This window comes from Streptomyces sp. NBC_00683 (assembly GCF_036226745.1).
Lineage (GTDB): Bacteria > Actinomycetota > Actinomycetes > Streptomycetales > Streptomycetaceae > Streptomyces.
Map to the genome: position 1 here is coordinate 2208920 of NZ_CP109013.1, position 25914 is coordinate 2234833.

The 25914-nt window shown below is 70.7% G+C and carries 25 protein-coding genes and 1 riboswitch; of the genes, 5 read left to right on the forward strand and 20 right to left on the reverse strand.

The window, feature by feature from the left end; all coding sequences use genetic code 11:
• Position 1: 1 nt before the first annotated feature.
• On the reverse strand, positions 2 to 829 hold the full coding sequence (locus tag OG257_RS09670) for an enoyl-CoA hydratase family protein (protein ID WP_329206514.1): 828 nt from the start codon (positions 827 to 829) through the stop codon (positions 2 to 4).
• 380 nt (positions 830 to 1209) lie between these two features.
• Between OG257_RS09670 and OG257_RS09675 the strand changes: the two genes are divergently transcribed.
• The gene (locus tag OG257_RS09675; protein ID WP_329215002.1) at positions 1210 to 1656 is read left to right on the forward strand and encodes an ATP-binding protein; all 447 of its coding nucleotides are present in this window, start codon (positions 1210 to 1212) and stop codon (positions 1654 to 1656) included.
• Here OG257_RS09675 and OG257_RS09680 read toward each other — a convergent pair.
• The 17 genes from OG257_RS09680 to OG257_RS09760 form a co-directional block, all read right to left on the reverse strand.
• A complete protein-coding gene (locus OG257_RS09680) occupies positions 1616 to 3085 on the reverse strand; it encodes an amino acid permease (protein WP_329206515.1) in 1470 nt (489 codons plus the stop codon). The two genes, OG257_RS09675 and OG257_RS09680, sit on opposite strands and share 41 nt — an antisense overlap.
• Before the next feature lie 212 nt (positions 3086 to 3297).
• Positions 3298 to 4314 (reverse strand): ornithine carbamoyltransferase, encoded by a 1017-nt coding sequence (argF, locus tag OG257_RS09685; RefSeq protein ID WP_329206517.1) that lies wholly within the window; start codon positions 4312 to 4314, stop codon positions 3298 to 3300.
• A 171-nt stretch (positions 4315 to 4485) separates the two neighbouring features.
• Positions 4486 to 5718: an arginine deiminase gene (locus tag OG257_RS09690; protein ID WP_329206518.1), complete on the reverse strand. Its 1233-nt coding sequence runs from the start codon at positions 5716 to 5718 to the stop codon at positions 4486 to 4488.
• Between the two features lie 72 nt (positions 5719 to 5790).
• Positions 5791 to 8334: a polynucleotide kinase-phosphatase gene (locus OG257_RS09695; RefSeq protein ID WP_329206519.1), complete on the reverse strand. Its 2544-nt coding sequence runs from the start codon at positions 8332 to 8334 to the stop codon at positions 5791 to 5793.
• Positions 8331 to 9854: a 3' terminal RNA ribose 2'-O-methyltransferase Hen1 gene (locus tag OG257_RS09700; protein WP_329206521.1), complete on the reverse strand. Its 1524-nt coding sequence runs from the start codon at positions 9852 to 9854 to the stop codon at positions 8331 to 8333. Before OG257_RS09700 ends, OG257_RS09695 begins: the two co-directional genes overlap by 4 nt.
• Before the next feature lie 30 nt (positions 9855 to 9884).
• A complete protein-coding gene (gene mmuM, locus OG257_RS09705) occupies positions 9885 to 10832 on the reverse strand; it encodes a homocysteine S-methyltransferase (protein ID WP_329206522.1) in 948 nt (315 codons plus the stop codon).
• A gap of 15 nt (positions 10833 to 10847) precedes the next feature.
• Positions 10848 to 11771, reverse strand: a complete 924-nt coding sequence (locus OG257_RS09710) for an LLM class F420-dependent oxidoreductase (protein WP_329206524.1) — start codon at positions 11769 to 11771, stop codon at positions 10848 to 10850.
• A gap of 28 nt (positions 11772 to 11799) precedes the next feature.
• Positions 11800 to 12330 (reverse strand): DUF6099 family protein, encoded by a 531-nt coding sequence (locus OG257_RS09715; RefSeq protein WP_329206526.1) that lies wholly within the window; start codon positions 12328 to 12330, stop codon positions 11800 to 11802.
• A gap of 124 nt (positions 12331 to 12454) precedes the next feature.
• A complete protein-coding gene (locus OG257_RS09720; RefSeq protein WP_329206528.1) occupies positions 12455 to 12814 on the reverse strand; it encodes a nucleotide pyrophosphohydrolase in 360 nt (119 codons plus the stop codon).
• Positions 12811 to 13983, reverse strand: a complete 1173-nt coding sequence (locus OG257_RS09725; RefSeq protein ID WP_329206529.1) for an ATP-binding protein — start codon at positions 13981 to 13983, stop codon at positions 12811 to 12813. Before OG257_RS09725 ends, OG257_RS09720 begins: the two co-directional genes overlap by 4 nt.
• A gap of 55 nt (positions 13984 to 14038) precedes the next feature.
• The gene (locus tag OG257_RS09730) at positions 14039 to 14446 is read right to left on the reverse strand and encodes a cell division protein SepF (RefSeq protein ID WP_329206530.1); all 408 of its coding nucleotides are present in this window, start codon (positions 14444 to 14446) and stop codon (positions 14039 to 14041) included.
• Between the two features lie 75 nt (positions 14447 to 14521).
• Positions 14522 to 15829 carry a cytochrome P450 gene (locus OG257_RS09735; protein WP_329206531.1) on the reverse strand — a complete coding sequence of 436 codons (1308 nt, stop codon included), beginning with the start codon at positions 15827 to 15829 and terminating at the stop codon, positions 14522 to 14524.
• Positions 15826 to 16440: a GTP-binding protein gene (locus OG257_RS09740; protein WP_329206533.1), complete on the reverse strand. Its 615-nt coding sequence runs from the start codon at positions 16438 to 16440 to the stop codon at positions 15826 to 15828. The genes OG257_RS09735 and OG257_RS09740 overlap by 4 nt, the downstream gene beginning before the upstream one ends.
• On the reverse strand, positions 16418 to 16771 hold the full coding sequence (locus OG257_RS09745; protein WP_329206535.1) for a DUF742 domain-containing protein: 354 nt from the start codon (positions 16769 to 16771) through the stop codon (positions 16418 to 16420). Before OG257_RS09745 ends, OG257_RS09740 begins: the two co-directional genes overlap by 23 nt.
• On the reverse strand, positions 16768 to 17190 hold the full coding sequence (locus tag OG257_RS09750) for a roadblock/LC7 domain-containing protein (RefSeq protein ID WP_329206536.1): 423 nt from the start codon (positions 17188 to 17190) through the stop codon (positions 16768 to 16770). The genes OG257_RS09745 and OG257_RS09750 overlap by 4 nt, the downstream gene beginning before the upstream one ends.
• Positions 17187 to 18668 carry an ATP-binding protein gene (locus tag OG257_RS09755; protein ID WP_329206537.1) on the reverse strand — a complete coding sequence of 494 codons (1482 nt, stop codon included), beginning with the start codon at positions 18666 to 18668 and terminating at the stop codon, positions 17187 to 17189. The genes OG257_RS09750 and OG257_RS09755 overlap by 4 nt, the downstream gene beginning before the upstream one ends.
• A gap of 81 nt (positions 18669 to 18749) precedes the next feature.
• A complete protein-coding gene (locus tag OG257_RS09760) occupies positions 18750 to 19745 on the reverse strand; it encodes an MBL fold metallo-hydrolase (protein WP_329206538.1) in 996 nt (331 codons plus the stop codon).
• Between the two features lie 428 nt (positions 19746 to 20173).
• Between OG257_RS09760 and OG257_RS09765 the strand changes: the two genes are divergently transcribed.
• Positions 20174 to 21067 carry an SIS domain-containing protein gene (locus OG257_RS09765; RefSeq protein WP_329206539.1) on the forward strand — a complete coding sequence of 298 codons (894 nt, stop codon included), beginning with the start codon at positions 20174 to 20176 and terminating at the stop codon, positions 21065 to 21067.
• 76 nt (positions 21068 to 21143) lie between these two features.
• Here the strand turns inward: OG257_RS09765 and OG257_RS09770 are convergent, their stop codons facing one another.
• On the reverse strand, positions 21144 to 21746 hold the full coding sequence (locus OG257_RS09770; RefSeq protein WP_329206540.1) for a hypothetical protein: 603 nt from the start codon (positions 21744 to 21746) through the stop codon (positions 21144 to 21146).
• Positions 21747 to 22020: 274 nt separating this feature from the next.
• Between OG257_RS09770 and OG257_RS09775 the strand changes: the two genes are divergently transcribed.
• The 3 genes from OG257_RS09775 (at position 22021) to OG257_RS09785 (ending at position 24592) form a co-directional block, all read left to right on the forward strand.
• A complete protein-coding gene (locus OG257_RS09775) occupies positions 22021 to 22683 on the forward strand; it encodes a DedA family protein (RefSeq protein ID WP_329206541.1) in 663 nt (220 codons plus the stop codon).
• Positions 22684 to 22766: 83 nt separating this feature from the next.
• Complete coding sequence (locus tag OG257_RS09780; protein WP_329206542.1) at positions 22767 to 23957, forward strand: sensor histidine kinase; 1191 nt, start codon at positions 22767 to 22769, stop codon at positions 23955 to 23957.
• The gene (locus OG257_RS09785; protein WP_329215004.1) at positions 23957 to 24592 is read left to right on the forward strand and encodes a response regulator transcription factor; all 636 of its coding nucleotides are present in this window, start codon (positions 23957 to 23959) and stop codon (positions 24590 to 24592) included. The genes OG257_RS09780 and OG257_RS09785 overlap by 1 nt, the downstream gene beginning before the upstream one ends.
• Before the next feature lie 97 nt (positions 24593 to 24689).
• On the opposite strand, the gene OG257_RS09790 is transcribed toward OG257_RS09785, so the two are convergent.
• Positions 24690 to 25547, reverse strand: coding sequence for a transglycosylase SLT domain-containing protein (locus OG257_RS09790; protein WP_329206543.1), 858 nt, complete (start codon positions 25545 to 25547; stop codon positions 24690 to 24692).
• Between the two features lie 2 nt (positions 25548 to 25549).
• Positions 25550 to 25736: riboswitch (cyclic di-AMP (ydaO/yuaA leader) on the reverse strand.
• Positions 25737 to 25914: the final 178 nt, after the last annotated feature.

Genomic DNA, 25914 nt, shown 5'->3' on the forward strand with positions numbered 1-25914 from the left:
GCTACCGGCCCTGCCACTTCGGCGGCCGCTTCTCGGTGAAGGCGGCGTGGAACTCTGCGTAGTCCTCGCCGTTCATGAGAAGCGCCTGCGTGGCGGCGTCCAGTTCGACGGACGCCGCGAGCGGCATGTCGAGCTCGGCGGTGAGCAGTGCCTTGGTCTGGGTGAGTGCGAGTGCGGGGCCGTCGGCCAGCCGGCGGGCGAGCTCCGCGGCCCGTACGTCGGCCCTGCCCTCCTCGGCCATCTCGCTGATCATTCCGATCCGCTCGGCCTCGGGGGCGCGGACGGGTTCGCCGAGCATCAGGAGCCGGGTGGCGTGACCGAGGCCGACGACACGCGGCAGGAGGTAGGCGGCCCCCATGTCGCCGCCGGAGAGACCCACCTTGGTGAAGAGGAAGGCGAAGCGGGCTGAGGGGTCGGCGACGCGGAAGTCGGCGGCGAGCGCGATGACCGCCCCGGCCCCGGCGGCGACCCCGTGCACGGCGGCGATGACGGGGAAGGGGCACTCCCGCAGGGCCCGTACGACCTGTCCGGTCATCCGGTTGAAGTCGAGCAGCTGCGCGGTGTCCATGGCGAGCGTGGCGCCGATGATCTCGTCGACATCGCCGCCGGAGCAGAATCCGCGCCCCTCACCCGCGAGCACGAGCGCGCGCACGGAGCGTTCACGGGAGAGCTCGGCGAGGAGGTCGCGCAGGTCGGCATAGGCGCCGAAGGTGAGCGCGTTGAGCTTCTCGGGCCGGGCGAGGGTGACGGTCGCCACCCCGTCGTGCCTCGTCAGGCGCAGATGTTCCCATCGCTCCGTACGCGGGACGGAGCCGGTGAACGGGCTCATGGAAGGGGTCCCCTTCAGCCGTCGGGCTGCTGTGATCCGCTTCGAAGTTATCACCCATACGTGACTTCCGTCATGAGTACGCAATAACTGATCCGTCGCGCCGGTGTGGCGAAGGTCCCGTTTGTACCGGTCGACCGCCCCTATGTCTGAGGCGGTCCACTTCGTAAGGTTGAACCCAGGAAGTCCTGGTACAGAACTTTCGGTGCAGAACTTCGGTACAGAGCCTCCGTACGGAACATCGGTACAGAACCTTCGTTACTGAAATCTCCGTACTGAATTCTCCGTACAGAAATCTCCGTACAGACGTCCGGTACGACCCTCCGGTGCAGCTCGGCAGGGAAGCCCGGTGCAGGATGTCCCGCTCCCGAACGGAAACCGCCTTGCCGCCCGACGCCCCCGCCCCCGTGCCCACCTCCTGGCGCGTCGCACTGCCGCACTCCACGGCCGCCGTGCCGATCGCCCGTGCCCTCATCCGTACGGCACTGGCGGACATCGACGCACCGGCGGACAGCGACACGGCAGAGCTCCTCACGGCGGAACTGGTCGCCAACGCCGTGGAGCACACCGACGGCGCGGGGCCCATCGAACTGGTCGTGGAGCTCATGGCGACCGGTTGCCAGGTCGAGGTGCACGATCACGACCCCGGTCCGCCCGGAGACCTGACACGCCCCCGGCCCGGCAGCGAACCGGACCCATGGCAGGAGCACGGCCGGGGACTGGTCCTGATCCGCACCCTCAGCTCCGCCTGCGGTCATCGCGCCACCGAGCACGGCAAGGCCGTCTGGTTCACCCTTCCGTCGGTGCCGCCGCCCGGCCCCCGGGGCTGACCAGCCGGGACCGGCTGCGCCCGTAGCCGGCGTACACGAGGGCACCGACCGCCAGGAAGACCACGAACTGCACCCAGGTCGACCAGCCCGTCCCGTACATCAGGTACAGGCAGAAGGCGACGCCCAGGACCGGGCTGAGCGGGTAGAGCGGCACCCGGAAGGAGCGCTTCAGCTCCGGGTTGCGGCGGCGCAGCGCGATCACCGCGATGTTCACCACCGCCATGATCGCGAGGGTGCCGATGGTCGTCAGGTTCACCACGACGTCCAGGGAGGAGAAGGCCGCCGGGATCGCGAAGAGGAGCGCCACGATCCAGGTGTTGGCCACCGGTGTGTGCGTCCGGGGCGAGACCCGCTCGAAGACCCGGGGAATCAGTCCGTCGCGGGACATCGACATCAGGATCCGGGTCTGCCCGTACATCACCGCGAGCACGACGGACGCGATCGCGACCACCGCGCCGAAGGCGATGATCCCGCCGCCGACCTCGGAGTCGGTGACCTGGTCGACCACCAGCGAGAGCGCGGCCGGCTTGTCGGACACGGCGTCCGCGCCCAGCGCGCCGATGGCACCGAGGGCGACCGCGCAGTAGAGCAGCGTGACGAGGCCGATGCAGATCATGATCGCGATCGGGATGTTCCGCCTGGGGTTCTTGACCTCCTCGCCCGCAGTGGTGATGGCGTCGAACCCGATGTAGGAGAAGAACGCCAGCGACGCGCCTGCGGTGACCCCGGCCACGCCCTCGGGAGCGAACGGGGAGAGGTTTCCGTCCTCGAACGCGGTGAACGCGATCACGCAGAACGCGATCAGGATGCCGATCTTGAGGACCGCCATCGCCGCGGTGGCCCCCGCGCTCTCCCGGATGCCGCGCACCAGCAGAGTGGCGGCCATCATGATCACGACGACGGCGGGCAGGTTGACCACTCCCCCGTCCGCGGGTCCCGAGGAGAGGGCGGCCGGCAGTTCCCAGCCGAAGATGCTGTTCAGCAGCTCGTTGACGTACTGGCTCCAGCCGACAGCGACCGCGGAGACCGAGACGCCGTACTCCAGCAGCAGGCACCAGCCCACGAGGAACGCGACGCGCTCGCCGAGCGTGGCGTAGGCGAACGAGTACGAGCTGCCGGAGACCGGGATGGCACCGCCGAGCTCGGCGAAGGAGAAGGCGGTGAAGATGCAGGTGACCGCGGCAAGGACGAAGGAGACCACGACCGCGGGGCCGGCTTCGGCGACGCTGTCGGACAGGCCGACGAAGATCCCTGTGCCGACGATCGCGCCGACCCCGAAGCAGACGAGCTGGAACAGCCCCATGGTGCGCCGGAGGCCGTGGCCCTCCAGGTCGGCACCGGACTCGGCGACCAGCAGGTCGGGGCTCTTGATGCGCGCCCGGCTCACCGGCGGGCTCACGGGTGTCCGGGGGGAGGGGAGGGAACTCATGGGGGGACGTTCTCTTCTCTGGTGGAGCGTGGGGCGGGGTGTGGTGCGGCGAAGCTGTGGGGAGGACCTGGGCCTGCGGGCGGGACAGAGGAGCCCGTGGGGAGGACTCGGCCCGAGCGCACAGAAATGGGGTTCGAGCGTGCGAGCCCGAACCCCACCAAGTGGCACCATCGTAGGCGCCACCACGCATGTTCACCCAATCGGGTGCATGCTCATGCGTACTGCCCCTGGCCTGCCATGGTGGCCACGAGGACTGCCTTGATCGTGTGCATCCGGTTCTCGGCCTCGTCGAAGACGACGGAGTGCCCGGACTCGAAGACCTCGTCGGTGACCTCCAGCTCGGTGAGGCCGTGGCGCTCGTGGATCTCCCGGGCCACTTTCGTACCGAGGTCGTGGTAGGCGGGGAGACAGTGCAGGAACTTGACGCCGTCGTTGCCGCTGGCCCGCAGGACGTCCATGGTCACGGCGTACGGCGCGAGCGCGGCGATCCGCTCGTCCCAGACCTCCTTGGGCTCCCCCATGGAGACCCAGACGTCGGTGGCGACGAAGTCGGTGCCGCGGACGCCTTCGGCGATGTCCTCGGTGAGGGTGATGCGCGCACCGCTGGACTCCGCGAGCTTGCGGGCCTGCGCCACGACCTCCTGGGCCGGCCAGTACGCCTCGGGCGCGACGATCCGGACGTCCATGCCGAGCAGGGCGCCGGTGATCACGTAGGAGTTGCCCATGTTGAAGCGGGCGTCGCCGAGGTAGGCGAAGCACAGCTGGTCCAGCGGCTTGTCGCTGTGCTCGGTCATCGTGAGGACGTCGGCGAGCATCTGGGTGGGGTGCCAGTCGTCGGTGAGGCCGTTGAAGACGGGGACGCCGCTGTACGCCGCCAGCTGCTCGACCGACTCCTGGCTGTCGCCGCGGTACTCGATGCCGTCGAACATCCGGCCGAGCACACGAGCGGTGTCCATGACCGACTCCTTGTGGCCCATCTGGGAGCCGGAGGGATCGAGGTACGTCGTGGAGGCGCCCTGGTCGGCGGCGGCCACCTCGAAGGCGCAACGGGTGCGGGTCGAGGTCTTCTCGAAGATCAGCGCGATGTTCTTCCCCCGCAGCCGCTGCACCTCCTCGCCCGCCCTCTTGGCGGCCTTGAGCTCGGCAGCCAGAGCGATCAGGCCGCGGAACTCCTCGGCCGTGAAATCCAGCTCCTTGATGAAGTGGCGGCCTGCGAGGTCTATGGCCATGGTGACTGCTCCTGGGTCGGGCTGAGGGCACGCATACACTGACCCTGGAAGTCTATACGAGACTACGCATTGATATACAGAGGCGGTGGGGTGCCCGGTCGCCCCTGAAGGAGCCCGGTCGCGCGCCGCCCGGCAGCCCGTCCGGGCCACGCGCCACCGGGCGGATCGGGCTCACACCGGGTCGCGCACCACCGGGCAGCTCATGCAGCGCGGACCGCCTCGGCCCCGCCCCAGCTCACTGCCGCGGATCTCGATGACCTCGATGCCCTCCTTGCGCAGAAAGGTGTTGGTGGTGGCGTTGCGCTCGTACGCGACGACGACCCCGGGTTCCACGGCCAGCACGTTGCAGCCGTCGTCCCACTGCTCGCGCTCGGCCGCGTGGACGTCCTGGGTGGCGGTGAGGACCCGGATCGTGTCCAGGCCCAGCGCGGCGGCGACGGCCCGGTGCATGTGCTCGGGCGGATGGTCGGTGACCTTCAGCTCCCGGGGGCCGCTGCCCGGCTCGATCGTGTAGGAACGGAGCATCCCCAGCCCGGCGTACTGCGTGAACGTGTCCCCGTCGATCATCGTCATCACCGTGTCGAGGTGCATGAACGCGCGGCGCTTGGGCATGTCGAGCGCCACGATCGTCCGGGCCGACCCGGCGTCGAAGAGACCCCTGGCGAGCATCTCCACGGCTTGCGGGGTGGTGCGCTCGCTCATCCCGATGAGGACGGCGCCCCGGCCGATCACGAGGACGTCGCCGCCCTCGATGGTGGACGGGTAGTCGTGCTGCCCCTCCGACCAGTGGTGGAAGACGCCCGCTTCCGGGCCGGTGAACAGCGGATGGTGCCGGTAGATCGCCTCGAAGTGCACGGTCTCGCGCTGCCTGGCCGGCCAGCGCATCGCGTTGATGGACACCCCGTCGTAGATCCATGCCGAGGTGTCGCGGGTGAAGAGGTGGTTGGGCAGCGGGTTGAGGAGGAAGTCGTCCAGGTCCATGACATGGAAGCGGACGGACGTCGGCTCGGCGTGCCGCTCAAGGAACTCCCGCTTCGTCATCCCGCCGACCAGCGCCTCGGCCAGCTCGGCGGCCGACAGCTCCTCGAAGACGGCACGCAGATGCTCGGTGGCGAGCGGCCCGTACTCCTTCTCCTCGAACACCCGGTCGAGGACGAGCCGCCGCGCCACCGGGATGTCGAGGGACTCACGGAGCAGATCACCGAAGAGGTGGACCTCCACACCGCGGTCGCGCAGCACATCGGCGAAGCCGTCGTGCTCCTCCCTCGCGCGGCGCACCCACAGCACGTCGTCGAACAGGAGCGCGTCCTTGTTGCTGGGGGTGAGCCGCTTCAGCTCCAGATCGGGGCGGTGCAGGATGACGCGGCGCAGCCGCCCGGCCTCGGAATCGACATGGAATCCCATGTCTCCATCCTCACCGCGCGGAGCGCCGTTCACCCTGCGAACGGCCAACCGATTCCCGGACGGGCCCGGGAGCTACAGCCTGGGGTCGACCGGCTCGGACTCCAGGGCCAGTACCGCGAAGACCGCTTCGTGGATCCTCCACAGGGGCTCTCCGTCGGCCAGCCGGTCCAGGGCCTCCAGGCCGAGGGCGTACTCCCGCAGGGCCAGCGACCGCTTGTGGCCGAGGAACCGCGAACGCAGCCGGTCCAGGTTCTCCGGACGCGTGTACTCGGGGCCGTAGATGATCCGCAGGTACTCCCTGCCGCGCACCTTGATGCCCGGCTGGACCAGCCTGCCCTTCGCGTCCCTGACGAGCGCGCCGAGCGGCTTGACGACCATGCCCTCGCCGCCGCGCCCGGTCATCTCCAGCCACCAGTCGATCCCCGAGCGCACGGAGTCCTCGTCCCCGGTGTCGACGACCAGCCGCCGGGTGACCTGGAGCAGCCCGGTGGGGTCGTGCTCGACCAGGCGGTCCAGCCAGGCCAGCTGCTCGTCGTGCGGTACGGAGGCGAGTGAGCGGCCCCGCACGGCAAGGATCTGGAACGGCGCGAGACGGACACCGTCGAGCCCCTCGGTACTCCAGCAGTAGCGGCGGTAAGCCTCGGTGAAGGCCGCCGCGTCCGCGGCACGCTCCTGCTGACGTCCGGCGAGAGCGCCGACGTCCACACCGCGGGCAGCCGCCGCGGCCAGGGCCTCGCCCGCCACGGGAAGGACCGCACCCGACGCGGCGCCCACCGCCGCGTACTGCGAGCGCAGCAGCCCGGCCGCCTTGAGGGACCAGGGCATCAGCTCGGCGTCCAGCAGCACCCAGTCCGTGTCCCACTCCTCCCAGAGTCCGGCGGCGGTGACGGCCGTGCGGAGCCTGCCGAGGATCACCTCGGTGAGCGCCACGTCGTCCAGGAACGGCCGGCCGGTACGGGTGTGCAGCGCCCCCGTGGGGCCCTCGGCGCCGAAGCGCTCACGCGCCGTGTCCGCGTCGCGGCAGACCAGGGCCACCGCACGCGAACCCATGTGCTTCTCCTCGCAGACGACCTTGGCGACGCCGTCCGCCCGGTACTGGGCGAAGGCCTCGGCCGGATGCTCCAGGAAGCCCTCCTCGTGGGACGTCGCGGTCGGGGCCATGGTCGGCGGGAGATAGGCCAGCAGTCTCGGGTCGACGGCGAACCGGCTCATCACCTCGAGGGCCGCCGCCGCGTTCTCCTCGCGCACGGCGATCCGGCCCATGTGCCGGGTCTCCACGATGCGGCGGCCCTGCACGTCGGCGAGGTCGAGCGGACGCCCCTCACGGCCTCCGGGAGCCTCGGTCGTCAGGGGCTTCACGGGCTCGTACCAGACCTGCTCGGCCGGTACGTCGACGATCTCGCGCTCCGGCCAGCGCAGCGCGGTCATCTTCCCGCCGAAGACCGCTCCGGTGTCCAGGCACAGGGTGTTGTTGACCCAGGAGGTGGTGGGCACCGGGGTGTGGCCGTAGACGACGGCCGCGCGGCCGCGGTAGTCCTCCGCCCACGGGTAGCGCACGGGCAGGCCGAACTCGTCGGTCTCGCCTGTCGTGTCCCCGTACAGCGCGTGCGAACGGACCCGCCCCGAGGTGCGCCCGTGGTACTTCTCGGGCAGGCCCGCGTGGCAGACGACCAGCTTGCCGCCGTCCAGGACGTAGTGGCTGACCAGCCCGTCGATGAACTCCTTCACCTGTTCCCGGAACTCCGGGTCCTTCGCGTCCTCCCGCTCCAGCTGCTCGATGGTCTCGGCGAGGCCGTATCTGACCTGGACCTGCCGCCCCTTGAGGTACCGGCCGAGCTTGTTCTCGTGGTTGCCCGGAACGCACAGGGCGTTGCCGGCCGACACCATGGACATGACGCGGCGCAGCACACCGGGGCTGTCGGGACCGCGGTCGACGAGGTCGCCGACGAACACGGCGGTGCGCCCGTCGGGGTGCGCGCCGTCGGTGTATCCGAGCTTGCCGAGCAGGGACTCCAGCTCGGAACTGCAGCCGTGGATGTCACCGATGATGTCGAAGGGGCCGGTGAGGTGGCGGAGGTCGTTGTATCGGCGCTCCAGGACGACTTCGGCGCTGTCGGCCTCCTCCTCGGTGCGCAGGACGTGCACCTTGCGGAAGCCCTCGCGCTCCAGTCCGCGCAGCGAACGGCGCAGCTCGCGCCGGTGGCGCTGGACGACGTGGCGGGGCATGTCCGCGCGGTCGGGCCGCTTCGCGTTGCGCGCGAGGCAGACCTCCTCGGGCAGGTCGAGCACGACGGCGATGGGCAGCACGTCGTGCTCCCTGGCCAGCTGAACGAGCTGCTTGCGGCTCTCGGCCTGCACGTTGGTGGCGTCGACGACGGTGAGCCGTCCGGCCGCGAGGCGCTTGCCCGCGATGTAGTGCAGGACGTCGAAGGCGTCACGGCTCGCGCTCTGATCGTTCTCGTCGTCGGCGACGAGGCCGCGGCAGAAGTCCGAGGAGACGATCTCGGTGGGCTTGAAGTGCTTGCGGGCGAAGGTGGACTTGCCCGATCCGCTGGCGCCGATGAGCACGACGAGGGAGAGGTCGGTCACCGGCAGCGTGCGAGAGGTACTGGTCATGCGGCCTTCGCCTCCTTCGTCTTTCCGTCGTTCTTCTCGTCGTTCTCCGCACCGGACTCTTCGCCGGTCGTGTCCTTCTCCGTGGACATCGTGAACACGGCCATCTGTGTGGGCGGCCCCACTTCGGGGTCGTCCGGCCCCACGGGTACGAACGCGACGCCGTAGCCGTGACGCTCGGACACCTGCCGGGCCCAGACGCGGAATTCCTCCCTGCTCCACTCGAAACGGTGGTCGCCGTGGCGCACGTGTCCGGCCGGGAGCGTCTCCCAGCGGACGTTGTACTCGACGTTCGGCGTGGTCACCAGCACGGTCTGCGGCCGCGCCGAACCGAACACCGCGTACTCCAGCGCGGGCAGTCGCGGCAGGTCGAGGTGCTCGATCACCTCACTGAGCACCGCGGCGTCGTACCCCTTGAGCTGCTTGTCGGTGTACGTGAGTGCGCCCTGCCGGAGCGTGACCCGGCCGGCCTGCCGCTCCCCCATCCGGTCCAGCTTCAGCCTGCGGGAGGCGATCGTCAGAGCACGCATCGACACGTCGACCCCGACGATCTCCGTGAACCGCACGTCCTTGAGCAGCGCCTGCACCAACTGGCCCTGCCCACAGCCCAGGTCGAGCACCCGGCTCGCCCCGGCGGCGCGCAGTGCCTCCAGGATCGCCGCACGGCGCTGCTCGGCGAGCGGCACCGGCTTCTCCTCGGTGTCGGTGGTCTCGTCCACGGCGTTGTCGACGCTCTCCACCTCCAGGTCGTCGGACTCGGCGAGCCGCACCAGTTCGAGCCGTTCCATCGCCTGCCGGGTCAGACCCCAGCGGCGGGAGAGATAGCGGCTGGTGATCAGCCGCTGCTCGGGGTGCTCGGCCAGCCACCCCTCGCCCGCCCGCAGCAGCTTGTCCACCTCGTCGGGCGCGACCCAGTAGTGCTTGGCGTCGTCGAGCACCGGCAACAGCACATAGAGCTGGCGCAGTGCGTCGGCGAGACGCAACTCCCCCTCCAGCACGAGCCGTACGTAGCGCGAGTCGCCCCACTCGGGGAACTTCTCGTCCAGCGGTACGGCTACGGCGTCCACGCTCCTCCAGCCGAGCGGCCCGAAGAGCTTCTCCACCAGTTCGACGCCGCCGCGGGCCGGCAGTGCGGGCACTTCGACGCGCAGCGGGAGGGGCTCCTGGACGCGCTCGGGCATGGCGCGGCACACCCCGTTCAGCGCGGACTTGAAGACCGTCGTCATCGCGACCGAGAGGAGGGACGAGGCGGCGTACGGCCGGTCGTTGACGTACTGCGCGAGCGCCGCATCGGGGGCGCCGCCCCGGCCCTTGCCCTTGCCTCGCCGAACCAGCGCCACCGGATCCACCTCCAGCAGGAGCGCGGCCGTGCAGCGCTCCGCGGATGCCTCGGGGTAGAAGACATGCGCGGTGCCGTGCGAGGTGGAGAACGTCTGCGCCTTCTCGGGATGCTTGTGCAGCAGAAAGCCGAGATCGGTGGCGGGACGCTCCGGGGTGCCGGTCGTGCTGATAGTCAGGAACACCCGTCCGAGTATGGCCCTGCACCCCACCTCCTACCAGGCATTTTCGGGTCCGGTCGGTCTCGGCAGAGCCGCCAGCTCGGCGATCTCGGACGGGCCGACCCGGCAGCAGCCCCCGATGAGTCTGGCGCCGGCCCGCTGCCAGTCCCGCACCCGCCCCGGGTCGAAGGTGCCTTCCCCGGTCCACCTCCGGCCCACGGCGTCCCACACCTCGCCGCTGTTCGGATAGACGACGACGGGCTTGCCCGTCACGGCCGCCGCCACCTCCACCGCACGCTCCGCGTCCGCCGGGTCGCAGCAGTTGACCCCGACGGCCACCACCTGGTCGTTGCCCGCAGCGATCCCGAAGGCCTCCTCGATCGGCTGGCCCGCCCTGGTCCGGTCACCCGCCACGCTGTACGAGAGCCAGACCGGGACGGCGCAGTCCTGAACCGCCTCCAGCAGCGCCTCCGCCTCGTCGAGGTCCGGCACCGTCTCCAGGGCCAGCACATCGGGGCCCGCCGCAGCCAGGGTCTCCACCCTGGGGCGGTGGAAGCGCTCCAGCTCGCGGACGCTCAGCCCGTATCGGCCGCGGTACTCGCTGCCGTCCGCGAGCATCGCCCCGTACGGTCCGACGGAGGCTGCTACCCAGAGCTCCCGCCCGGTGCCCGCACCGGCCCCGCGTGCCAGCGCCACGCTGCCGGCCATCAGCTCGGCGGCCCTGTCCCGTCCGATGCCGCGCCGCCCGAACCCTTCGAACGTCGCCTGGTAGCTGGCGGTGATGAGTACCTGCGCCCCCGCCCGCGCATAGGCCGCGTGGGCCGCCTCGATCTGCTGGGGCGCGTCGGCCAGGAGCCGGGCCGACCACAGTGCGTCGGACAGGTCGCACCCCTGCGCCCCCAGTTGGTTGGAGAGACCTCCGTCCAGCACAACGGTGCCTTCGGCGAGCGCGTCGCCGAGGGTACGGCCGGTCGGCTCGTGGGGAGTCCGGGCGGATTCCACAGCTGCTCCTTCCCGTCAGCTCAGCTGGGCCTGGACCTGCGACGAGATCAGCTCCAGGTGTTCCAGGTCGTGCAGGTCGAGGATCTGCAGATAGATCCGGGACGCTCCGATCGCCGCGTACTGGCCGATCTTGTCGACCACCTCGTCGGGTGAGCCCGCCAGGCCGTTCGCCTTGAGGTCCTCGACGTCCCTGCCGATCGCGGCGGCCCGCCGGGCCACCTCCGCGTCGTTCTTCCCGGCGCAGACCACCAGGGCGTTGGAGTACACCAGGTCGTCCGGGGCACGGCCGGCCGCCTTGGCCGCCTCCCTGACGCGGCCGAACTGCTTCTCGCTGTCCTCGATGGACGCGAAGGGGATGTTGAACTCGTCCGCGTACTGCGCGGCCAGCCGCGGCGTGCGGACCGCACCGTGCCCGCCGATCAGGACAGGCACCTTGGCCTGGGCCGGCTTGGGAAGCGCGGGTGAGTCGGTGAGCTGGTAGTACGTGCCGTCGTAGGTGAAGGTCTTGCCGACCTCGGTCCCCCACAGCCCCGTGATGATCGCCAGCTGCTCCTCCAGGCGGCCGAACTTCTCCTTGGGGAACGGAATGCCGTACGCCTTGTGCTCCGCCTCGAACCAGCCCGCACCCAGGCCCAGCTCGACCCGGCCGCCGGACATCCGGTCGACCTGGGCCACCTGGATGGCCAGCACTCCGGGCAGTCGGAAGGTGCCCGCCGTCATCAGCGTGCCGAGCCGGATCCGCTTGGTTTCGCGGGCCAGACCGGCCAGGGTGATCCACGCGTCCGTCGGTCCGGGCAGCCCGTCCCCGGAGCCCATGCGGAGATAGTGGTCCGAACGGTAGAAGGCATCGAAGCCGAGGTCCTCGGTGGCCTTGGCGACAGTGAGCAGGGTGTCGTAGTCGGCCCCTTGCTGGGGCTCGGTGAAGATTCGAAGATCCATGCCTCCATCCTGCACCTTCGGGTCGGGCTCATGGCTGCCCGGCCACGAAGCCGGCCGGCCCGCGAATCACCCCGTACGGACCGTCACGCTCCCGGCCCTGCTCCTGTTCCCGCTCCTGTTCCTGTGCGGCGAGCCGTCTGAGCATCCCGTGCACCCTGTCGATCGACTCGTCGACGGCGTCTATCGCCTCGATGCACTGCCAGTAGAGCCCGTCCTCCTCCGTGTCGCAGGCGACCCCGACCAGCGCGATGCCCACGTCACCGAGGAGCAGCCCGAGTGCGCCCAACGTTCTTGGCACATCGGCCACTTCGGAGAGCTGTGCGGCCCGCGCGGCACCGGCCGGCACCATCGGGTGGTCGAGCACGGCGGCGCCCCGTCCGCCGATCTCGCTGAGTCCGCGTGCGTCGGTCCGCAACTCCGCCGGTCCGCAGCGCACCAGCTGTCCGCCGACCGTCCGGGCGAGCGCCTGCGCCTGCCAGGCCTCCGCCATGACGGCCGGGGCCCCCCGGCTCGCCGCAAGGGCCCGCCGCCCGGCCTCGATAAGCCGCTCCGCTTCCATGTGATTCCCCCGTCGTTGCGAAAACCCGCTCACCTCTTTCATTACCCACAGTGAGGTGAGCGGCACCGGAAAGCCAGAGGAAATCGGAAATCTGTGGACAGGAAGTCGATTGTGGAGAAGTCGATCACTCCGAAGAGTGACGACCGTCGAGTTGAGTGGGTTTCGGCGCCGGGAAGCGCACCTCATTCCGGTCGATCTTGGCCGCCAGCGCCGCCAGCACGTCGACACCGAGCACTTCGCAGAACTGCAGCAGATACGCCAGAACGTCGGCCACCTCGTCCGCGACCCGGTGCGCCGTCCCGGGATCCTCCATCACCCGGGCCGACTGCTCCGGTGTCAGCCACTGGAAGATCTCCAGGAGTTCGGAGGCCTCGACACTCAGCGCGACCGCCAGGTTCTTCGGGGTGTGGTACTGCTCCCAGGCCCGTGCCGCCGCGAAGTCGGCCAGCCGCCGCTGCAGTTCAGCTACATCAAAGTCCGTCACGGTGCCAGGTCTACCACTGTCACTCCCGCCGTCCCGCGGGCCAGTGCCGCGGTCGCCTCGGTGACGGTGCCCAGCACCCGGATGTGGCCGTCCCCGCAGATCGAGGCCGCCAGTGCCAGCAGCTCACGTGTCTGCCGCGCGTCCAGGCTCCGGTCGAGCCCGTCGGCCAGCACCGTGAGCGCCTGCATCGCCGACGGCACCTCCGCGGCCGGGTCCACCACCAGCACATGAGGACCGGTCAGCAGCACGAGGGCGAACGCCAGGTACCTGAGCTCACCGTCGCCGAGACGGCACAAGGGGGTGCTGTGCCCGGCCCCGCGCCCCGCCCGTGCCCGCACGGCTCCGCCCGCGAGGTGTTCGACGGTCAGTCCCGTCACGGGTCCCGCGCACCCGGCGTCCGCGGTGGCGACCAGCCGGGCGTGCCGTTGGGCGCACTGGGTGTGGGTGCGGCGGAGTACGTCGGCGAGGTTGTCGCAAGCGGGCCTCAGGCGCCCTTCCCCGACCGGAACCGCCCCACGCATCCGCTGCGGCTGCGGATCGCAGGCGAAGGCCGACCGCAACGCCACCACCACCTGCTCGGCGGCGGCCAGCACCCGTAACTGCCCCTCGGTGGTTCCCGCGACGCGCAGCGGCAACAGCGCCGTGCCGAGCCGGTCGTCGGGGAACGGTGCCCGTGTCACCGGGACCGCCCCCGCGGTGTGCCAGGCCGCCTGGACGGCGGAGCGCCTGGGATCCCGCAGAGCCGTGGTCAGCAGCGTCTCGCCGCCGTCCACGAGCCGTTCGCCGACGATGCGGAGGGTGGGCTCGGCCTGGACGGCGAGATCCAGTCCCACCGGACCGGCGGGGCCCTCCACGGTGCAGCCGAGCCTGAATCCCCGCCGCCCCTGCGCATCGGCCCCGGTCCGTTCGGGCACCCAGGCCCCTGGGTCCGGGAAGACCTCTTCCAGCGGGTCGCCGGAAGCGAGCCGCGCCAGCGCCTCGTGCGCGCGAAGGGCGGTCGTCTTCCCGCTGCCGCTCGCCCCGGTCAGGAGGGTGAACGGGCCAAGGGGAATCGCGGCACGGCGGTACGAGGCGAAGGCGGAAAGCCTCAGTTCGCTGACGAAGGGGCGGGCGGGACGGGCCGGGACACCGGTGCGCGTCGGGGTGGTCCTCGTGGTGATCACAGTCATGAGCGGACCGTACGCACGCCGCCGACCGGCGAACCGTTCCGCCCGCACGACCTTCCTACGATTGGGGTACGCCCGCCGCGGTGACCCCCTCGACCTCCATGCCGACCGGCGCGAGCAGGAAGACGTTGCGGTCGACGCGGTGCATCCCGCTGCCCAGTCCGAAGACCACGCCGCTGCTGAAGTCCAGGATCCGCTTGGCCACGTCGGTCTCGGCGCCCGTCAGATCGAGCAGCACCGGAATCTGTGCCACCAGGTACTCGGCCACCTCGCGCGCGTCCGCGAACACCTGGACCCTCAGCACGACGAGCCGGCGCTGTTCGACCGAAACGCGTTCTTCGGGGACCGTGCGGTGGTCGACGCGGGAGGGCCATTCGTTGCGCCCCCTCAGCGGTACGACCTGGGCGAGCCCCTCCCACTGTTCGTCGGTGGCGTCGTATCTGTCGTACCTGTCGTACCTGCTCACAGAACCACCCCGTCCGTAAGCCGGTTGGCTGTGCGCCGGCTGCGCTCGCTGTTCATCGGGCAATTCTCTCGCCCCTCACCCGTTCGGCGTACCACCGACACGGGTCGCGGTGTGATCGACACCTTCCTGGGTCGAACGGGTGTCCGTTGCGGGGAGGGTGTCGAGGGGGGTGAACCGGACCGGCAGATGAGCCGGCGCACGATGGAAGGGGCCGGGTCGCCAGACCAGCTCCGCGGCGTCGACGGCCAGTTCGAGGTCGCAGAGCTGACTGGTGAGCTGCTCGATCGCGGTCATCGCCATCAGCAGCGCGGGCTGCTTCGCCGGGCACCGGTGCGGACCCGTCGACCAGGCGAGATGGGCACCCGTCCCGGAACGCACCGCAGGGTCCGAAAGGCCGGGCAGGGACTGTGTGTTGGCGGCGGCGAAGGAGACCAGGAGCAGTTGCCCCGCGCGGAGCGGGACGCCGTGGAACTCCGTGTCGTGCCGGGGGTAGTGGGCCCCCAGGTTGGCCATCGGCGGATCCCGCCACAGCACTTCGTCGATCGCTTCGTGCGCGGTCGTCGCACCGCCGTGCAGGGATCCGGTGTGCCCGGTGCCGCTGAGCATGTGGAGCAGCGCGTTGCCGATCAGATTGGTCGTCGGATCGTGCCCGGCGCTCATGATCAATGTGATCTGTCGCACGGCCTCGTGGTCGTCCAGTGCCGCCGGATGCGCGAGCAGGTACGTCGTCAGGTCGCGCCCCGGACGCGCACGCCGGTCGGCGACGAGGTCGGTCACGACGCCGACGAGGTCGGCGTACGCCGCTGCCGCGCCCTCGGCGGAGTTCATCATCCCGGCAATGCCGCGGACGATCCGCTCGCTGTCCTGCGGCGGCACTCCGAAGGCCGCGGTGAAGACGTGCAGCGGGAGGAGCCTGGCGTACTGGGCGATGAGATCACCGCTGCCGGTGGCCGAGAAGGCGCCGATGAGCTGCTGGGCGACCCGGGCCACCTCCGTCCTGAGCAGATGCGGCTCGATCAGCGCGAGGGTGTCGTTGATGGCGTCGCGGTACCGGGCATGGACGGCGCCGTCGGTGAAGAGCGCGGTGGGCCGGTAGCCGAGCACGGGCAGGACCGGCGAGTCGGCCGGCACGCCCGCCTGCCAGGTGCGCGGGTCCTTGGTGAAGGTGTCGGTGTCGCGCAGCAGGTCGACGGCGGCCTGGTAGTCCGTGACCAGCAGCGCGTCGATACCGGGAGCGATACGGACCCGGGCCAGCGGCCCCTGGGCGCGCAGTTCGCGGTAGTGGCCGTGCGGATCGGCCGCGAAACCCGGTCCGTACAGCTCGAGCGGCTCGTAGGGAGAGGTGCGGGTTGCGGGCACGGCGCCCGGGGTGTGCGCGGTCATGACGGGTCCTGGGGCTTGGGCAGGCACGTCAGCGCATGCTCGGCGAGGGCGATCAGGGCGTTGATGCTGCCGCGTCGTTCACGGGCGTCGCACTGTACGAGCGGGGTGCCCGGGGCGAGGTCGAGATGCTTGCGCAGGACTTCGTCGGTGTGGGCGGGTGCGTCGGGGAAGCGGTTCACGGCCACGGCGTACGGCAGCCCCTGCTCCTCCACCATGTCCATGACGGCGAAGGAGTCCTTGAGGCGGCGGGTGTCGACCATCACGAGGGCGCCGAGGGCGCCGCGCGCGATGTCCTCCCAGAGCGGGAAGAAGCGCTCCTGGCCCGGGGTGCCGAACATGTAGAGCACCAGATCGTCCTGGACGGTCAGCCGGCCGAAGTCGATGGCGACGGTGGTCGTGGTCTTGTCCGGAAGCCCGGCGGTGTCGTCGAGTCCGGTGCTGGACTGCGTCATCACCTCTTCCGTGTGCAGAGTCGGAATCTCCGACAGGGTACGGATCAGGGTCGTCTTGCCCACGCCGAAGGGACCCGTGACGACGAGCTTCATCAGGGTCTCGGCGGCACTCGGCAGATAGCCGATGCCGCCCCGGTCAGTGGAGGGAACGGAGTCCAACGAGCAGCCTCTCGACGAGCGACCGGTCGATCTCACCGGCACTGGGGATCGGTGGTCGAGCGTGCAGATGTCCGGCGGCCACGAGGTCCGTGGCCAGGAAGACCGTGGCGCTGACCGGAAGTTCCAGGTGTGCTGCGCACTCGACGACCGTGAGGGCTCCCGGCTCCAGGAGTTCACACAGTCTGCGCTGCTCGGAACCGGAGCCCGGCGGCAGAGCCTCGTCCGTACGGACGAGCACGGCGAGCCGGTCGAGCGCGGGGCCGGTGGGCGTGGAACGGCCACCGGTGACCAGGTATGCGGGAATCAGGCGGCGTCCTGGGCCGGGGGTCATGGCCGGGTGGCAGCGTCCGGCAGGCGGGTGGGGGCGTGCATCGCCCGGGTCAGCGCGGTTACCTGGACCTGCATCTGGTACGCGATGTTGCCCAGGTGCGCGTCGGGTGCCGCGAACAGCGCGAGGGTGGTGTTCCTGCCCGCGGGTACGACGATGGCGAAGCCCAGGTCGGACTCCACGACCGTCTGTGCCAGCCGGGGGGACTCCGCCTCCGTGAAGGCGGTGGTGAAGGCACGGGCGGCGGCGTGCAGGGTGGCTGTCATCGCGGCGACCCGCTCGGCGGACGCACGGTCCAGGCCGGGCGACGCGCCCTCGACGAGCCCGTCACCGGTGGCGACCACGGCGTGCTGCACACCGGGCAGTTCCAGCAGCGGGGTCAGCACCCAGGCGAGATCACCGGTGGTGGGAGTGGTGCTCACGTCTCGTCGTCTCCTTGGTCGTCCGATGAGGATGCTGAGAGTGCTGAGGAGGCCGGGGCGGCCGAGGGCTCCGGGTCTGCGGATGACGCCGGATCCGCTGAGGGCGCCGGCTCTGCGGCGGCTGCCGGAGCGTTCCTGCCGCTGACGGTGCCCTGCTGGAGCGCGGTCCAGGACGCCCCCGCCTGTTCGGGCGTACGGAGCACGGGCTCGTCCAGCGCCGCGCCCGGTGCGGCTGTTGCGGCGTCCGGGGCGGCCGTCCGACGGTTCCTGCGGCGCCGGCTGGGCAGTGCGGAGGGGCGCTCGTCCGGCGAGGCCGCGGGGATGACGGGGGTGGCGGAACCGTCCTCCTCGCCGATGGGGCTCGGGTCCGCACTGGCGGCCGTGTCGCCGGCGCCCGAACCCGCACCGGCCGCGACCGTACGCGTCTGCACCGGCTTCGGCGCGAGCACGGACAGGGTGCGGTCGTCGTCGATCACGGTCAGCAGATGGGCGGGGATGCGCAGCATCGTGCGCATGCCCCCGTACGGCGACGACTCGATGTGGCAGCTGAACCCGTACCGCGCGACGAGCCTCCCCACCACGGCGAACCCGGTCTGCGGCGGATCCCCCAGCTCGGTCAGCAGTACCTCCGAGGGCCCGGCCAGCAGCGCGCGGGCCCGTTTCAGCGCGTCCTCGTCCATGCCGATCCCGGCGTCGTCGACGAGGACCAGGGCGCCGCGCCCCGCCGTCTGCTGGACCGTCACGGGCACTTCGGTGTCCGGGTGCGAGTACGCCGTCGCATTGGCCAGCAGTTCGGCGAGGGCGATCGCGAAGGGCTCGGCGGCCCGGGCGACCAGTGCGAGCCGCTCCTGGCGCAGATGGTTGGCGACCTTGATCCGCTCGTATCCCGGGACCCGGGACTGGGCGCCGAGCACGACCTCGACGAGCGAGGAGTTCTCCCGGGCGAGCCCCGGCCAGGCGTCGCAGAGCACGGCGGTTGCCTGGGTGCGGCGCAGCGCCAGTTCGTTCCGGAAGTCGAGCTGCAGGATCCGCGGATCGTCGTACTCGTGCTGGAGCTCCTGCAGCAGGTGCTGCGACTGGTTGAGCAGTGACTGGATCTTGGCGGACGTACCGCGCATGGCCGACCGGGCGGCGGCGTCGACGCGCCCCCGCTCCTCCATGACCGCGTTGCGCGCGGCCTGTACGGACTCGGTCAGCAGGCGCGCGGCGTCGCCCTCGATCCCGGCGGCCTCCCGCAGTCCGGGAACCGGCGCGGTCGGGTGGGAGAGGGCGGTCGCCGCGGCGGGTATCCGCTTCTCGGCCAGCTGGCGTATCTCCTCGGTGAGGGCCAACGTCCGGGCCTCGGCCGACCTTGCCTGACGGTCGGCCAGCTCGGCGCGCGCGGAGGCCCCGTATGCGTCGAGGCGGGCCTGATGGGCCCGTACGACGGCTGTCACCGCCGTGATGACGGCGATCAGCGCCACGATCCATGCCAGCACAGCGTCACCGTGTCTCTCTTGTCGGGCGGAGGCCGCACCCCGTGGGGCCGCGGGACTTCAGGCTGTCGCTCCGGCCCGCGGTCACTCCGGCTCGCCGCCGGACGGTCCCCGCTCGCTCTCGTGCGCGAGCGCCGCCACATCGGACATCACCTGCAGGACGCCGGGGAGTTCGGAGCCGTCCAGGTGCCGGTACTCGCTCCCGATGGTCACCACCAGCCGCTCGGCCAGGCCGAGAGCGGGGTAGCGGCCTTCGCCGATCACCCGGCGTGCGGCCTCGATCGCGGGCACTCCCGCCGCATGGAGGGCGTGGGCGCGTTCGCGCACGTAGGAGAGGTAGCCGATGTGCTCCCGTACGCCGGCCGGATCGAGCACCGGTCCGTGGCCGGGCACGATCACCTCGGCGCCCGTGGCCAGTACCTGTTCGCAGGCCGCGATCACATTGCTGAGGGGGCCGGCCCAGTGGATCGGGTGGTCGCCCGGCTGCTCCGCGGTGGAGGAGAAGATGATGTCGCCGCTGAACACGGCGCGCTGCGCGGGCAGATGGACGATCAGGTCGCCCGTGGTGTGGGCGGGCGGCAGGGCCGACAGCTGGACCGCGTACTCCCCCAGGGTCAGTTCGAGCTCCCCGGTGAAGTACGTGGTCGGCTGCACCGGTTCGGTGCCCGACCAGTCGAAGTCGCCGAAGTGGCGGTTGAGGTACGCGCCGAGGGGCGTGGCCGGATCGCTGCCGGCCACGAGTGCGTGCTGCTGCTTCGGGGTGGGCTCGTAGTGGATGTGCTCCCGCGCCTCGCGCGTCGCGATGATCTCGGCGTCCGGGAGCACGCCGGCGCCCCAGAAGTGGTCCCCGTTGGCGTGCGTGACGATCACACGGTCGATGGTCACCCCGTCGGGCAGCCGCTTCTCGCTCTCCGCGAGGAACTGTCCGCCCAGCACGGGGTCGTACGGGGTGTCGATCCAGAGCGCCCCGCGCGGCGACACGAGAAGACCGCAGTTGGCCAGCCCCCAGCCCCGCTTCGGCGGCAGCCAGGCATACAGGCCCCTGCCGAGGTCAGCGACGTCTCCACCCGTGATCGACATGGGGCGATTATGCCGACAGCGTTCCGGCCGCGTGTTCGAACTCGGCCAACTGGAGAGCTCAATGACGCAAAACCGCCCCTCCGTCCGGCCGCACGCCGCGCCTCGGTGACCGTCCGGGGTCACCCATCCCCTGAGGTGTGGCGGACTTTCCGCTCTTTCCCCGGAATTTCACCCTTGGGCCTCGTATCACGCGGCAGATACCCAGCCTGTTGCGACGGAACCGGATTGAGCCGACTACCCGCTGAGCATGGCTGAAAACAGCTGGACCACTGCCCCTTGATCCATCCCGCTCATGCTTGTTCTTGCTCGATTGACCCATGTAATATGCAAAATTGAACATGCACGCAAAGATTTCTTGCACCAGGGCCGCACCGGTCCGGGGCATCCCAGGCACGAGCGAACAGCGGAAGCGGAAGCGGAGCCCAGACGTGTCCCATGTCGAGACCGAGACAGCCGGCCAGCCGGAGTGCTGGCGTCGCGCCGCAGAGGTCGCAGCCGACCGTGCGGCGGTCCTGCCCGCCACCGGTGAGCGCATCGCCGTCGTCGGCTGTGGAACGTCGTTCTACATGGCGCAGGCCTACGCCGCGCTCCGTGAGGAATCCGGCCAGGGCGAGTCCGACGCCTTCGCCGCATCGGAGTTCCCCATGGGCCGCGGCTACGACCGGGTCGTCGCCCTGACGCGTTCGGGGACCACGACCGAGGTGCTCGACCTGCTGAGCCGGCTGAGCGGCGCCACACCCACCGTCGCCGTGACCGCCGATCCGGACACCCCCGTGATGACGGCCGCGGACGAGGTGGTCGTGCTCGACTTCGCCGACGAGAAGTCCGTCGTGCAGACGCGCTTCGCCACCACCGCACTCACCCTGTTCCGTGCCCACCTCGGCCTGCACACCGATGACGCGGTGCGGGACGCGGAGACCGCCCTGGCCGAACCGTTGCCCGAAGGACTGCTGGACTGCACCCAGTTCAGCTTCCTGGGCCGGGGCTGGACGGTCGGTCTCGCCAACGAGGCGGCGCTCAAGATGAAGGAAGCGTCCCTGTCCTGGACCGAGTCCTATCCGGCGATGGAGTACCGCCACGGTCCCATCAGCATCGCCACCACCGGGACGGCGACCTGGATGTTCGGCTCCGCGCCCGAGGGCCTTGCGGAGCAGGTGCTGGCCACCGGCGCCCGCTGGATCGAGAGCGGCCTGGACCCGCTGGCCGAGCTGGTCCGGGTCCAGCGCCTGGCGATCGCCCGTGCGGTGGCCGGCGGCCTCGACCCCGACCTTCCCCGCCACCTGACCCGGTCGGTGGTCCTCGACGCGGCCGCCGGGGCCTGACGGGCACGCCGACGGACCGTGCGGCGGGCGGGTGTTCCACCCGGCGCACGGTCCGGCGCACGGCCGAAGGACGCGGTCAGGCCTCTTCGAAGTAGGCGTCCAGGGCGGCGTCGAGTTCCGCCGTCCACTCCTTGAGGCTGCTCCTCGCTCCGGCCTCGACCTCGGCGTTGAACCACCGGCGGCTGGACAGGTGGACCGTGACGGTGAACCGGCGCCCGAAGCGGCCGGTCCTGACCTCGACCGCGCCGATCTCCGCCCAGTCGAACTCCGCCTCCTGGTCGTCCAGCCGGAACCGGACACCTTCGCGGGCCACCCTGATGGATCCGCGCCGGTCGCTGACCTCGAAGACCGGACCGTCCTCCTCGTCGGACGACTCCGCCTTGTCCGAGGACTCCCCGCTCTCCGCCTTGTCCGAGGACTCCGCGGACTCCGAGGACTCCTCCGGCGTTTCCGGGCCGTCAGGCTCCGGCTTCGCGTCCTGCGGCGTCTCCGCCTCGTCGGCGACAGCCGTCGAACCGTCCTCGCCGGCGCCCTCATCGAGCACGTCGGACTCCTCCGGCGCCTTCTCCGCATCCCCCTCCGTCCGCGCGGGGGCAGGGGCCGTCAGGCCGGGGATGTACGCCGGGTCTGTTCCCGCGGCGAACTCGGGCTTGGTGTTCGAATCTATGCGCTGCTCCACGGCGGGCAGTATGGACGACGAACCTGTACGAGACCAGTCACAGCGGTCCGGCCGGCGGAGCAACGGGGCGGACGCCGAGGACCTGTCCGATGCCGGGGCTGATCCGCGGCCCGGCTCTCGTCCCCACCCTGCGGGAACCCGCAGGGTGCCCCGTGCGGTGAACCCCCACGGCCACGACGGCGACCCTCGTACCGGTGAAGCGCCGCGCTCCCTAGCGTTCCTGGAGAGGCGTGGCGGACCCCGCGCGTCTCGTGCCCCGGCCAGGAGACCGCTCATGGATCACGCACCGCTTGCCCTTCCCCAGGAACCCGCGGACGGCATCGCCGGCTGGGCGGCCGGTCTCGTGGACGCCCTGGGTGCTCCCGGGGCGGGCCTCGCCGTCGCCCTGGAGAACCTCTTCCCGCCGCTGCCGAGCGAGGTCATCCTCCCGCTGACCGGATTCGCGGCCGGGCAGGGCGTCATCAGCCTGACGTCCGCGCTGTTCTGGACGACGCTCGGTTCGGTCGTGGGCGCGGTGGTCCTGTACGGAGTCGGGATGCTCTTCGGCCGCGACCGCGTCCACGCGGTCTGGGCGAGGCTGCCGCTGGTCCAGCCCGCCGATCTGGAGCGTACGGAGCAGTGGTTCGCCCGGCACGGCACCAAGGCGGTTCTGCTCGGCCGCATGGTGCCGGTGTTCCGGAGCCTCGTCTCCGTACCGGCCGGCGTGGAGCGCATGCCGTTCGCTCTCTTCGTCGTCCTGACGGCCCTGGGGAGCCTGATGTGGAACTCGGTCCTGGTGATGGCCGGTTACTGGCTCGGCGACGGGTGGGACACCGTGGAGGCCTACGTCGGAGTGCTGTCCAAGGCCGTCGTCGTACTCGCCCTGGTGGCCGTCGCCGGGTACGTCGGAGTGCGGCTGCGCTCCCGCGACCGGGGGCAGCACCGCCGTACCCCGTGAGCTCCCGGCCGTCCGCGGGACGATCACGGTCCGCCGGTATCGTGTGGCCCGCGCCTGTCCCGGTATCCCTGCAGGAGGACGTCATGGACGACGCGGCACGCCCGCTCCGGGACTCCGGGGGCGCCGGGACCGTCCCCGCGGCACAGCCGTTCCCGCTCCCCCGCCGGGCCGCCGGCGCTCTGCTCGGCTGCTGCACCGCGCTCCTGGGCCTGCTGTACTTCGCGGTTCCGGGCGCGGCGCTGGGACCGTTCCTCCTGTGGCCCCGTACCCACGGCCGCGCGCTCGCCCTGCTGGCCGGTGGGGCCCGCAGGCTCGCGGAGCTGGAGCGGTGGCGGCGCGGTGTCTTCTTCGGTGACGTGTTCCCCGTACACCGTGCGTCCGGGCGGGCCGTCCTGCGTTACGTGGCCGCGCGCACCTGGACCGGCGTCCTGTTCGCCTTCGTGACCGGGCTGCTCGTGTTCGGGGCCGTACTGGCCGGACTCCTGGCCGCCGGGGTGGTCCGGTCGACCACGAGCTGGCAGGAGTTGCTGCCCCAGGCCGCCCTCGGCGGTGTCCTGCTCTTCCTCGACCTGCAGGGGCTCGTCTCCCTGGGCGCCCTCGACGCCCGGCTGGCCCGTGAGCACTTCGGCCCCTCCGCACGGGAGTTGCTGGAACAGCGGATCGACGAACTCGCCGCCAGTCGTGCCGGGGTCCTCGAAGCGGTCGACACGGAGCGCCGGCGCATCGAACGCGATCTGCACGACGGCGTCCAGCAGCGGCTCGTCGCCCTGGCGATGCTCCTGGGCCGCGCCCGCCGCAACCGGACGCCGGAACAGGCCGAAGCGCTGCTGCGCCAGGCGCACAAGGAGTCGAGGGACGTCCTCACGGAGCTACGGGAGGTGGCCTGGCGCGTCTATCCGTCGGCGCTGGACAGCCTGGGTCTCGAGGAGGCGCTCGGCGGCGTGGCCGAGCGGTGCGTGATTCCGCTGCGCATGGAGTTCGCTCTCGCGGTGCCGCTGCCCAGGCCGGTGGAGACAGCCGCGTACTTCGTGGTCTCGGAGGCCGTCACCAACGCGGCCAAGCACTCCGGTGCCACACACATCTCCGTCACCGTCCGGGGCGACGGGAACCGGGTGTCGGTGCGGGTCCGGGACAACGGCATCGGTGGTGCGGATCCTGCGGGCAGCGGGCTGACCGGGCTACGGAGCCGGGTCGACGCGCTCGACGGCCTGCTGCACATCGAAAGCCCCCCGAAGGGACCGACCACCATCACCGCGGAGCTGCTGTGCGCGTAATGCTCGCCGAGGACTCGACGCTGCTCCGGGAGGGCCTCGTCCGACTGCTGGCGGAGGAGGGGCACGACGTCCTCGCCGCGGTGGGAGACGGAACATCCCTGGTCCGGGAGGCCGAGGCGCGGACACCGGACCTCGTCGTCGTCGACATCCGGATGCCTCCCACCCATACCGACGAGGGGCTGCGGGCCGCCCTGGACATCCGCGAGCGGTGGCCGGCGGTCGGTGTGCTGGTGCTGTCCCAGCATGTCGAGCGCACCTATGCGGCCCGGTTGCTGTCAGGGGGCGCCGAGCGGGTGGGGTACCTGCTCAAGGACCGGGTCGCGCAGGTCGACGAGTTCCTCGACGCGCTGGAGCGGATCCGGGCGGGGGGTGTGGTGCTCGACCCCGAGGTCGTACGGCAGCTGGTGCTCCGCAGTACCCACAGCGATCCGCTGGCCGGGCTGACTCCCCGGGAACGCACGGTCCTGCAGGAGCTGGCGCAGGGTCGCACCAACGCCGCCATCGCACAGCGGCTGCACCTGTCGCTGAGTTCGGTCGAGAAGCACCTCGGCTCCGTCTTCGACAAGCTGGAGCTGCCGAGCACCACGGAGTACAGCCGCCGGGTCCTCGCGGTGCTGCACTACCTGAAGTCGTAGGACCGGCGCGGGAGGGCGGGACACACAGACGGGTGGTGCGGGTTCGTCCGAACCCGCACCACCCGTCGGTCGTTCTCAGCCGTCACACGGCCGTGTGTCAGTAGGCTCCGAAGACGTTGTCGATCGAGCCGTACCGGTCTGCGGCGTAGTTGCACGCGGCGGTGATGTTGGCGACCGGGTCGTAGCTGTCCGAGGACGTACCGGGCACGTGGTAGGCCTCGAAGGTCGGGTCGATGACCTGCAGGAGACCCTTGGACGGGATGCCTGCGGCGGCGTTCGAGTCCCAGTTGTTGATGGCGAGCGGGTTGCCCGAGGACTCACGCATGATGTTGCGGTGGATGCCGTCGTAGCTGCCGGGGATGCCGTGCTCGGCCATGACCGCCAGCGACTCCTTGATCCAGCCGTCGAGGTCGTTCGTGTACGTGGCCGGCTGGGCCGCGGGAGCGGCGGCGGGCGCGCCCTGGGCGGCGAGCTTCGTGCTCGTGCGCTCCGAACGGTCGGCGCGGTCGGCGCTCTTCTCGGCGCGGTCCGCAGCGCCGGAGGCCTTGGATTCGGCCTTGCCGGCCTTCGCGGCCTTGTTCTCGGCCTTGGCGCCGATGGTCAGCTTCAGACCGGGGCGAATCAGATCGGGGTTGTCGCCGACAGCCGCGCGATTGTCCTTGTACAGCTCCTGCCAGCCACCGCTCACGGAATGTCCCCGTGCGATCTTGGCGAGAGAGTCGCCCAAGATCACGGAATAGGTGACGGGCGCGGACTTCTTGGCCGTAATTCCCTTTACGGAAACGGCAGTCGACGTCGACGCCTTTTCGATGGCGACCGGCTGGGCCGGTGCCGCGAAGGCGCCGGTCGCACCGATCACGGGGAGGGCCAGAGCGGCTCCGCCCGTGCTCACGGCGATGATGCCGCGCGTCAGCGAACTGGTCCTGGAACGACGGTGCTTACCCTTTGCGGGCATGGTGAATTCCTCTCCGTCGCCTGCGAAGTGAGCTGTCGGGTTCGGGCTGGAGATGCCCGGTCGCACGCGAATGCGACTTCACCCCGAGCCGCTCCGGATACCGGATCGGCGCTTACCTGGGTCCCCCGCTCCTGCCGTACGTGAGTGGTCGGGTTACCGGACGGCGGCAGGATTCGGCGTTCCATCCGGAGTGAGGGTGACCGTAGGCGAGAAATAGCGAAAGGAACAAGCCCCGAATTGGTGATCACAATTCATTCGCAAGATCGAATGATGGAAATTCGTGTAATCGACCCCACACGGCGAAGCCAACTTTCTTGGCGCACAAGGGGACCGGCCGACGGCCCACGACGTCGTCGGCACGACAGGT

Coding starts and splice junctions, on each gene's coding strand:
- OG257_RS09670 (WP_329206514.1), bottom strand. CDS start 829: ATGAGCCCGTTCACCGGCTCCGTCCCGCGTACGGAGCGATGGGAACAT.
- OG257_RS09680 (WP_329206515.1), bottom strand. CDS start 3,085: ATGAGTTCCCTCCCCTCCCCCCGGACACCCGTGAGCCCGCCGGTGAGC.
- argF (WP_329206517.1), bottom strand. CDS start 4,314: ATGGCCATAGACCTCGCAGGCCGCCACTTCATCAAGGAGCTGGATTTC.
- OG257_RS09690 (WP_329206518.1), bottom strand. CDS start 5,718: ATGGGATTCCATGTCGATTCCGAGGCCGGGCGGCTGCGCCGCGTCATC.
- OG257_RS09695 (WP_329206519.1), bottom strand. CDS start 8,334: ATGACCAGTACCTCTCGCACGCTGCCGGTGACCGACCTCTCCCTCGTC.
- OG257_RS09710 (WP_329206524.1), bottom strand. CDS start 11,771: ATGGATCTTCGAATCTTCACCGAGCCCCAGCAAGGGGCCGACTACGAC.
- OG257_RS09715 (WP_329206526.1), bottom strand. CDS start 12,330: ATGGAAGCGGAGCGGCTTATCGAGGCCGGGCGGCGGGCCCTTGCGGCG.
- OG257_RS09725 (WP_329206529.1), bottom strand. CDS start 13,983: ATGACTGTGATCACCACGAGGACCACCCCGACGCGCACCGGTGTCCCG.
- OG257_RS09735 (WP_329206531.1), bottom strand. CDS start 15,829: ATGACCGCGCACACCCCGGGCGCCGTGCCCGCAACCCGCACCTCTCCC.
- OG257_RS09745 (WP_329206535.1), bottom strand. CDS start 16,771: ATGACCCCCGGCCCAGGACGCCGCCTGATTCCCGCATACCTGGTCACC.
- OG257_RS09760 (WP_329206538.1), bottom strand. CDS start 19,745: ATGTCGATCACGGGTGGAGACGTCGCTGACCTCGGCAGGGGCCTGTAT.
- OG257_RS09775 (WP_329206541.1), top strand. CDS start 22,021: ATGGATCACGCACCGCTTGCCCTTCCCCAGGAACCCGCGGACGGCATC.
- OG257_RS09780 (WP_329206542.1), top strand. CDS start 22,767: ATGGACGACGCGGCACGCCCGCTCCGGGACTCCGGGGGCGCCGGGACC.
- OG257_RS09785 (WP_329215004.1), top strand. CDS start 23,957: ATGCTCGCCGAGGACTCGACGCTGCTCCGGGAGGGCCTCGTCCGACTG.
- OG257_RS09790 (WP_329206543.1), bottom strand. CDS start 25,547: ATGCCCGCAAAGGGTAAGCACCGTCGTTCCAGGACCAGTTCGCTGACG.